The sequence below is a fragment of the Bacteroides sp. 3_1_13 genome (assembly GCF_001185845.1).
GTDB lineage: Bacteria > Bacteroidota > Bacteroidia > Bacteroidales > Bacteroidaceae > Bacteroides > Bacteroides xylanisolvens.
This window is the reverse complement of record NZ_KQ236955.1, coordinates 924,023-931,630: the sequence shown is the minus strand read 5'-3', so window position 1 is coordinate 931,630 and position 7,608 is coordinate 924,023. Positions and strand designations below refer to the sequence as shown.

Below are 7,608 nucleotides of genomic sequence, written 5' to 3'. Positions count from 1 at the left end.
CTTACGCAGATATTTTTCAGACTGATTTTGGATAACGCCTACAACTTATGGGTATGATACTGCGTATTGCCTCAAGTCGCATAGTGGGGCAAGGGGATATTGTGGGCAGAAGTGGGTATTTCAGCCTCAATTTATCTGCTAATTCAGTGATGAGAGGACGTTTAGACGCAAGAAGGACGCTGAAGAGCTTAGTTGCGGATTTGAGGTAAAATAAGCTTCACCTTCCAAAGAGACGACTCTTTCTTTTCCTTTAAAAATCGTAGGGTAAGCTAATCGGCTGTCTGAATTCAAGAAGACTTCGGTTCCTTCGGATAAAACAACTTTGAATGTCTCTCCCCTGGGAATACTTAATCTATGTATCTGTATTCTCTGCTTTCCCACTTCCTTAGTTTCTGTCTGAAGAAGAGCACGACTATAATCTATTTCTTTAGAAGACAACTGTGCAGTAGAGGAAGACGAAAGAGATTCTACCACTTCTTTTAGTGGCTTTACTTCCTTCTCATCATTCACTTGTAAAGTGACTTGTTGGGCAACATGATTGGCTTGAAACACTTGAATGATTTCCGGTTGCGACGAAATCATCATTGCACGCAAAACTAAAATTATGACAACAGCTGCCGCTACACCTGTGATACTGGCCCACAACAGCATGCGTGTATTTTTTCTTCGATTGTTTTTAGAATGTTTATTATGAAAATCTGCCATTTCATTCCGGACATCAATTGCCAGCATATTTTGTTTTTTCTGCATCTCTATCACAATTTCTGCCAAATCAGAACATGCTTGCAAGCATTCCTCATCTTCTTTCAAATTATGTAATTGATCAGCAGTTATATGAGAACGATTCTCCATAATTTCCAGGAGTTCTTCTTCCGACTTACTTATATTTATATTCTTTTCATCCATAAATAATGTATTCAATATATATATTTACGTTTTAAAGTCTATTCCGGTTACCCTCTTGCCCCAATTCTTCGCGAAGAATACGCAAAGCCTTTACTATATTCTTATGAATAGCCGCAACACTTACATTCAATTCTTCGGCCACTTCTTTATATTTCTTATTATGAATATAGCATGCTTCCAATATATGATAATTATAAGGAGTCAACTTTTCCATAGCTTTACGAATACGCAAAACACGAGAATCAGAATGTTGCGAATCGCTTTCTATCATTTTATCAGTTAATTGCGAAGTAAACTCTACATATTCTTCATGGATATTTTGCTTGCGAAGATAGTCAATGCAACGTGTACGAATGATTGTATAAAGATAAGTTTTAGCCGTCGCCTCTTCTATCTTTTCATAATTACGCCACAAATACTCAAAAGCATCACTTACGATATCTCTGCATACCTCAGCGTCATTTATAAAATAATATGCAAAATATACAAACTGTGCATACCATTCATTAAACATTTTGTCAAAAGTAGCCCTGTCATCCATTTAATATCGTATTCTTCTATTATTTCTGGCAGACAAATATACATTAAAACTTAATACGCAGTTGCATTTGTACATCTCCTTTTTTATTTCCACAGATCAAATCATTGCCTGAACCGATCTCATTCCGATCTAAATAGACTGTTTCGCCAAACTTGGTTATGAACAACCAGTGCTTATTCAGTTCATATCTGAAACGAACGGAGCAGCGAAATCCACGACCTTGGAAGGACGGTGTGTAAAACGTATAAAGCAATCCGCTTTCCGAAGCATATACACGCGAATCATAATCGTCTGTAAAAAAGTAACTGCCCTGAACGTCAGCAAACAGCCTGGCCCAAGGCAGTTGGGAGGATATCATTTGTGTAACCTGATATCCTATATTAGCAGCTCTGTCCTGAGAATGAAAATGATTATAATCTAAAGTTGTACGACTGCTTAACACATCTCCTAAAGAATAGTTCAAACGATAACGAAGTTGATGGTGAAAAATAGGAAGTGTTAGTGATCCTTTACTACCTGTCCAATCCCGTTCTTTGCGTTTATAGCGGTACTTCAGATACATGGATAGATAGCTGCGTGGAGTGAAAGTGGCTTGAAGCAATCCGTCTGTTCCGCGAGAGAGTTTATTTACTCTGTATTTTTTCCACGGAAAAGAAAATAAATCGAACGAGGCGAAAAATTTCCAATAGGCAAAAGGAGAAGTCTCCATGCCGATATAATATCCCTGTTCATTTTGTGTCGTACTTCCTTCACCGAAAGAATGGGCGAACATAGCCCAATAGTTATAAGAATAAAACCGGTGTATCAACATGATTTGAGTGTTTTGAACCGGTGAATATTGCAAACGGTTCAAAGATGCCCAACCTTGTTTTCCGATGGCCGTCTCTCCTTGAAAAGAAAAACGATGCCAGCGATAAGCATAATCAATCCCTAGATTATAGAAGTTGTTTCCATGAAGATTGTATTTCGAATAGCCTGTTAATTCCGGTTCGTATGGTCGGTTGAAAAGGTAGTAAATACCGGTGATACCCAGTCGGATACGGTTGTGTTGATAACTCACGTGTCCACCTGTTAATTGCATGGTGAATAGGTTCTTTTTATCCGCTTCTTTTTGACTTCGGTGCAGTCCGGTTTTATAGATAGAGGTGATTTCTCCGTCAGTGATTACTCCATCTAATGAACGGTGTGAATAGAAACCGGAAAGATCCCAATCTTTTGCTAAAGAAACAGTGGCAGCTACTCCTCGGAAATAGTTGTATTCGTCGGTAGAAGAATGTTTCTTTATCCCGCTACTACGGCTGTTGAAAGAAGAGGCGTAGATTGTTTTTCCCATCAGATAATCAGTGCTAATCACTAATCCTTGTCCGAAACTAAGCCGATAGTTACCAACAGCTAATGCTTTTAATCGTCCACAATTTTTTAATAACAGATAAAAGGAATAATAATCGTAGCCGTAGCGATTGTGTAAAGCTCCAAAAGGTTCTCCGGCATCTTTTTCAGCAACGACTCCTGCATAGAGTCGGTCACTGTATCGGAAACTGTATTTCACAGAGTTATAAACAGAAGGTCCTAAATAGGTATGTTCATAACCTTTTCGCCTATAAAATGGTATATCAAAGCGAGTTAACAGCTCATTCTTTCCATACTTTGCTGCGCTTTTCAACAGACTTTTCCACCGAAAAGCAGGTTCATTGTTAATAGCTTTTATACAGACAAAAGGTAGTAAATACTGGATTGTTTGCCTATCTATCTCTTCTACCAGTTGAAGTTCATAGATGGTTTTCATCTGTCCGTGTATATAGATGTAGGCCAGCAGATGTTCAATCTGAATATCACTAAGGAAAGGAAACTGTTCGAGTTGTTCACGGGTAGCAACATTCAAATTAACTGGTTCCTGCATACGATTGGAAAGTTCTTCCAATTCATTTTCCCAATTAGGAGTATTAACAGAGTTATCAGTTCCGTTATTAACAGATAAATCTTCAAGAACATCTTCTAAAAGACTTTCGGAAGGGTTTTGAGCACTACAAGCAGGAATTATTAACAGGCTGTTTATAATACTTATCAACCGTAAAAGTTGAATAGTTTTCATCAATAAAATGGTTTATTCTTCCTGCTTTTTAACAGATAAGGCCGCAAAGATACTTTAAATAGGTTAACATCGAAGAGAAATGTCTGAATAATAAAATTTTAATTCTATTTTTGTATCGTGAAAAGAAGGCTTAACATAGTAGTAATGACGCTGTTTGCTATTGTTTGTTGTTCGTTGCGCCTGCAAGCTCAAGATAAACAAAGCATCAATGGATATTTGGTTCCGATGTGTATCTACAATGGAGATACCATTCCATGTGTCCAGTTAAGAACTGTGTATATTTTCCGTCCGTTGAAATTCAAAAATGAAAAGGAACGTCAGGAATATTACCGACTGATTCGCAATGTGAAAAAGGTATATCCTATCTCCAGAGAAATTAACCAGGCCATCATTGAAACTTACGAATATCTTCAGACTTTGCCCAATGAGAAAGCCCGCCAAAAACATATCAAACGGGTTGAAAAAGGATTGAAAGATCAATATACTCCCCGAATGAAAAAACTATCGTTTGCACAGGGGAAACTGTTGATTAAATTAATAGACCGCCAAAGCAATTCTACCAGTTATGAACTGGTAAAAGCATTTATGGGACCTTTCAAAGCGGGATTCTATCAGACTTTTGCTGCATTGTTCGGAGCCAGTTTAAAAAAAGAATATGATCCGCAAGGTGAAGACAAACTAACGGAACGTGTAGTGTTGATGGTGGAGAACGGACAGATCTAAAATCAATCAGCTTATAAGTTTATCAACTTTATAAACTAATTGATCACTACTCAACCATACTAGTTATCATTTCAAGAATTAATAAGCTTCCTGCAAGGTATTAATTTCCGGTTTCTCAGAAGTTAATACTTGAGTTCCCAGTTATTAATACGTATCATATAGGCTGTTAATACCTGACAACTCAAGTATTAACAGCCTGAAAACGAACTATCAACAACTATAATAATAACTACCCAACACCCATAGAATCAACATGGATCCATATAGTTATAAACAGAACATAGTTATTGATTATAAATGAATTAACTAAGCTATTAACTCGTTATAAACAACTTATTAACCAATCCTGTATTATGACTATTAGTGTAACTTTTTGAACAAATCCCAAATCACAATACCGGTAGTTACGGAAACATTCAACGAATGTTTTGTACCATATTGAGGAATCTCTATACAGCCATCCGAATGGTTAATAACCTCCTGCTGTACCCCTTTCACTTCGTTTCCCATAACGATAGCGTACTTCTTGGTTTTATCCAGCTGGAGTTCATCAAGCATGATGCTTCCTTCCGCCTGTTCTACAGAATAAACGATATACCCTTCGTTTTTGAGGTTATCAACAACATCAACAGCGTTATTAACATACTTCCAGTCGACAGTGAACTCTGCACCCAGCGCAGTCTTATGCATTTCAGGGTGCGGTGGGGTAGCTGTTATACCACACAGATAGATACATTCAATACGGAAAGCATCCGAAGTACGGAACACAGAACCTATATTGTGCAAACTACGAATATCGTCCAGCACTACCACCAAAGGCAGTTTTTCAACCTGTTTAAACTCTTCGGCACTAATACGGTTCAGCTCTGTTATTTTCAGTTTACGCATACGTCTTTTCTTTTATTATGTTCTTGTCCACAAAGGTAATTCTTTTCAGTTAACAAGGTGTTGATAACGGTTTAAAACCTGTCAAAACTATCGGCAAAGATTTTGAAAAATAATTCTTGCATTATTCAAAAGAAGGTATAAGAGGTCTTCGTTATGAACATTCCAAAAAACTAACCCAAAACTTTCTACACAGACATAAACATATTTTTCAGCACTTATCTACCTGTTTATATCCATAAAGTTTTTAACTTTGCACTTTATCAACAGGGAGTTAATAGCAAACTTCCATTTGACGGCATTTAACGATGCTTTCATTGATAATGAAGCGAGTAGGATAGGATATCTTGTCCTTTACATCAGTTCATAACCGACTCATAAAGCAGAAGTATGGACTAATAACTTATCCGGCAAGAAAAATCGTATTTATTTGCTAACATTATTAACAGGCTATCATTACTAACAAAGGATTTTTTTTAAAAGGAAAGAAATAAGAATATTATTATGAATGAACTCATAAAGGCTATTAACGAGCTAAAGAAAGAAAAGAATGCAATCATTCTGGGCCACTACTACCAGAAGGGTGAGATACAGGATATCGCTGATTACGTTGGCGACAGTTTGGCATTGGCTCAATGGGCTGCCAAGACGGAAGCGGACATTATTGTGATGTGTGGCGTTCACTTTATGGGGGAAACGGCAAAAGTGCTTTGTCCGGACAAGAAAGTGCTGGTGCCCGACATGGCGGCAGGTTGTTCGTTGGCGGACAGTTGTCCGGCAGATCAGTTTGCACAGTTTGTCAAAGAGCACCCGGGATACACCGTTATTTCGTACGTCAACACGACAGCTGCCGTGAAAGCAGTGACAGATGTGGTGGTGACTTCCACCAATGCGAAGCAAATCGTGGAAAGCTTCCCCAAAGATGAGAAAATAATCTTTGGTCCGGATAGGAATTTGGGTAATTATATCAACTCTGTTACGAACAGGAATATGTTGCTTTGGGACGGAGCCTGTCACGTGCATGAACAGTTCTCTGTTGAAAAGATTGTGGAATTGAAAGCGCAGCATCCGGAAGCGTTGGTCTTGGCACATCCCGAATGTAAGAGTACGGTTTTGAAATTGGCTGATGTGGTAGGATCTACAGCTGCTTTGTTGAAGTATGCCGTGAACCATCCGGAAAACACGTATATTGTGGCTACCGAATCGGGTATCTTGCATGAGATGCAGAAGAAGTGTCCGCAGACAACGTTTATCCCTGCTCCTCCGAACGATAGTACGTGCGGATGTAACGAGTGTAGCTTCATGCGGTTAAATACGTTAGAGAAGCTCTATGAGTGTCTGAAGAATGAAGCACCGGAAATAACGGTAGATCCGGAGGTGGCTAAGAAGGCAGTGAAGCCGATTCAGCGGATGTTGGAGATTTCGGCTGAACTGGGATTATAAAGAAATTTGGTTTCTATTATTGTTCTTGAATGAATAACAGTTAGAAACTATCTTAAAATAATTCAATTCTTTAAAGATAAAAAAATCCTCCCAGTTTATTAACCGAGAGGATTTTTTATTGTTGATTATTGAATCAATTATTTTTTATTTGGATTCTTCCGAGCTTTGAAGCATCTGGAACAACTTATCCAGTTTCGGAGCCATGATAATCTCCGTACGGCGATTCTTGCTTCTTCCTTCTATTGTTTCGTTATCATCAACAGGCATATATTCACCGCGGCCGCTAGGCTGAATCTGCAAAGGATTTACATTGTAATTCTTGATGAGGATACGAACTACGGAAGTCGCGCGGATCACACTCAAATCCCAGTTATCCTTGAATTGTACAGTATTGATCGGTTTGTTGTCCGTATGTCCTTCGATAAATACGTCGATGTCCGTCTGTTTGTTCAGTACTTCGGCTAGTTTGCCGAGAGCTTCCTCTCCACGTTTATCCAGGCGGGCACTTCCTGACTGGAATAATAATTTGTCGGACATCGCTACATATACTTTTCCGTCTTTCTCGCGGACGGTCAGCTCGTCAGTACTAAAACCAAGTAATGCGTCTTTTACATTACTCAAGAGGTTTTGTACCTTATCATTCTGCGCCTTAATCATGTCCTGCAATTCATTGATCGTGCGTTCTCTTTCGTTCAGCTCATTTTTCTTTTGGCTCAACAGCGCATTCAGTTTTTCCTGTTCAGTCATGTTGACATTCAACATACTCTGATACTGGCGGATACTGTTCCCCATCTTGGTCGTATCACGCAAGAGGTTTTTGACTTGTGCTGATAGCTGGTTACCAACTTCGCGGGAGTTATTCAACAACCCTTGCAGACTGTCTTTGCTTGCGGTGGCTGCCATCTCTGCAAGCATGAACTTCTTTTTTGTTACACACGAAGTACACAATAGGAGCGTAAGTAAAGTAAATAAAGTAATTTTCTTCATTGTGTTTTATATTTTAAGTGGGTATGTATAA

At 38.6% G+C, this 7,608-nt stretch carries 6 protein-coding genes and 1 pseudogene; 2 read left to right on the top strand and 5 right to left on the bottom strand.

The annotated features are described in order from the left end of the window. Nucleotides 1-207 precede the first annotated feature (207 nt). The 3 genes and pseudogenes from HMPREF9009_RS03400 to HMPREF9009_RS03390 all read right to left on the bottom strand — a co-directional run. Nucleotides 208-906 (bottom strand): annotated as a pseudogene (locus HMPREF9009_RS03400) (iron dicitrate transport regulator FecR); the annotation flags it as partial. A 31-nt stretch (nucleotides 907-937) separates the two neighbouring features. After that, nucleotides 938-1,447 (bottom strand): sigma-70 family RNA polymerase sigma factor, encoded by a 510-nt coding sequence (locus HMPREF9009_RS03395; RefSeq protein ID WP_004316100.1) that lies wholly within the window; start codon nucleotides 1,445-1,447, stop codon nucleotides 938-940. 43 nt (nucleotides 1,448-1,490) lie between these two features. Next, nucleotides 1,491-3,539: a helix-hairpin-helix domain-containing protein gene (locus tag HMPREF9009_RS03390; protein ID WP_049701436.1), complete on the bottom strand. Its 2,049-nt coding sequence runs from the start codon at nucleotides 3,537-3,539 to the stop codon at nucleotides 1,491-1,493. 144 nt (nucleotides 3,540-3,683) lie between these two features. Here HMPREF9009_RS03390 and HMPREF9009_RS03385 point away from each other — a divergent pair, with 144 nt between their 5' ends. Next, nucleotides 3,684-4,262, top strand: a complete 579-nt coding sequence (locus HMPREF9009_RS03385; RefSeq protein ID WP_004308443.1) for a DUF4294 domain-containing protein — start codon at nucleotides 3,684-3,686, stop codon at nucleotides 4,260-4,262. A gap of 360 nt (nucleotides 4,263-4,622) precedes the next feature. On the opposite strand, the gene HMPREF9009_RS03380 is transcribed toward HMPREF9009_RS03385, so the two are convergent. Beyond that, nucleotides 4,623-5,150, bottom strand: coding sequence for an RNA methyltransferase (locus HMPREF9009_RS03380; RefSeq protein WP_008641423.1), 528 nt, complete (start codon nucleotides 5,148-5,150; stop codon nucleotides 4,623-4,625). Between the two features lie 501 nt (nucleotides 5,151-5,651). Between HMPREF9009_RS03380 and nadA the strand changes: the two genes are divergently transcribed. Further along, nucleotides 5,652-6,590, top strand: a complete 939-nt coding sequence (nadA, locus tag HMPREF9009_RS03375) for a quinolinate synthase NadA (RefSeq protein ID WP_049701435.1) — start codon at nucleotides 5,652-5,654, stop codon at nucleotides 6,588-6,590. Between the two features lie 144 nt (nucleotides 6,591-6,734). Here nadA and HMPREF9009_RS03370 read toward each other — a convergent pair whose 3' ends face one another. Further along, nucleotides 6,735-7,577, bottom strand: coding sequence for an OmpA/MotB family protein (locus HMPREF9009_RS03370; RefSeq protein ID WP_008641420.1), 843 nt, complete (start codon nucleotides 7,575-7,577; stop codon nucleotides 6,735-6,737). Nucleotides 7,578-7,608: the final 31 nt, after the last annotated feature.

Excerpts from the sequence above, each read along its gene's own strand:
- HMPREF9009_RS03385 (WP_004308443.1), top strand. The coding sequence starts at position 3,684 with ATGACGCTGTTTGCTATTGTTTGTTGTTCGTTGCGCCTGCAAGCTCAA.
- HMPREF9009_RS03380 (WP_008641423.1), bottom strand. The coding sequence starts at position 5,150 with ATGCGTAAACTGAAAATAACAGAGCTGAACCGTATTAGTGCCGAAGAG.
- HMPREF9009_RS03370 (WP_008641420.1), bottom strand. The coding sequence starts at position 7,577 with ATGAAGAAAATTACTTTATTTACTTTACTTACGCTCCTATTGTGTACT.
- HMPREF9009_RS03390 (WP_049701436.1), bottom strand. The coding sequence starts at position 3,539 with ATGAAAACTATTCAACTTTTACGGTTGATAAGTATTATAAACAGCCTG.
- HMPREF9009_RS03395 (WP_004316100.1), bottom strand. The coding sequence starts at position 1,447 with ATGGATGACAGGGCTACTTTTGACAAAATGTTTAATGAATGGTATGCA.
- nadA (WP_049701435.1), top strand. The coding sequence starts at position 5,652 with ATGAATGAACTCATAAAGGCTATTAACGAGCTAAAGAAAGAAAAGAAT.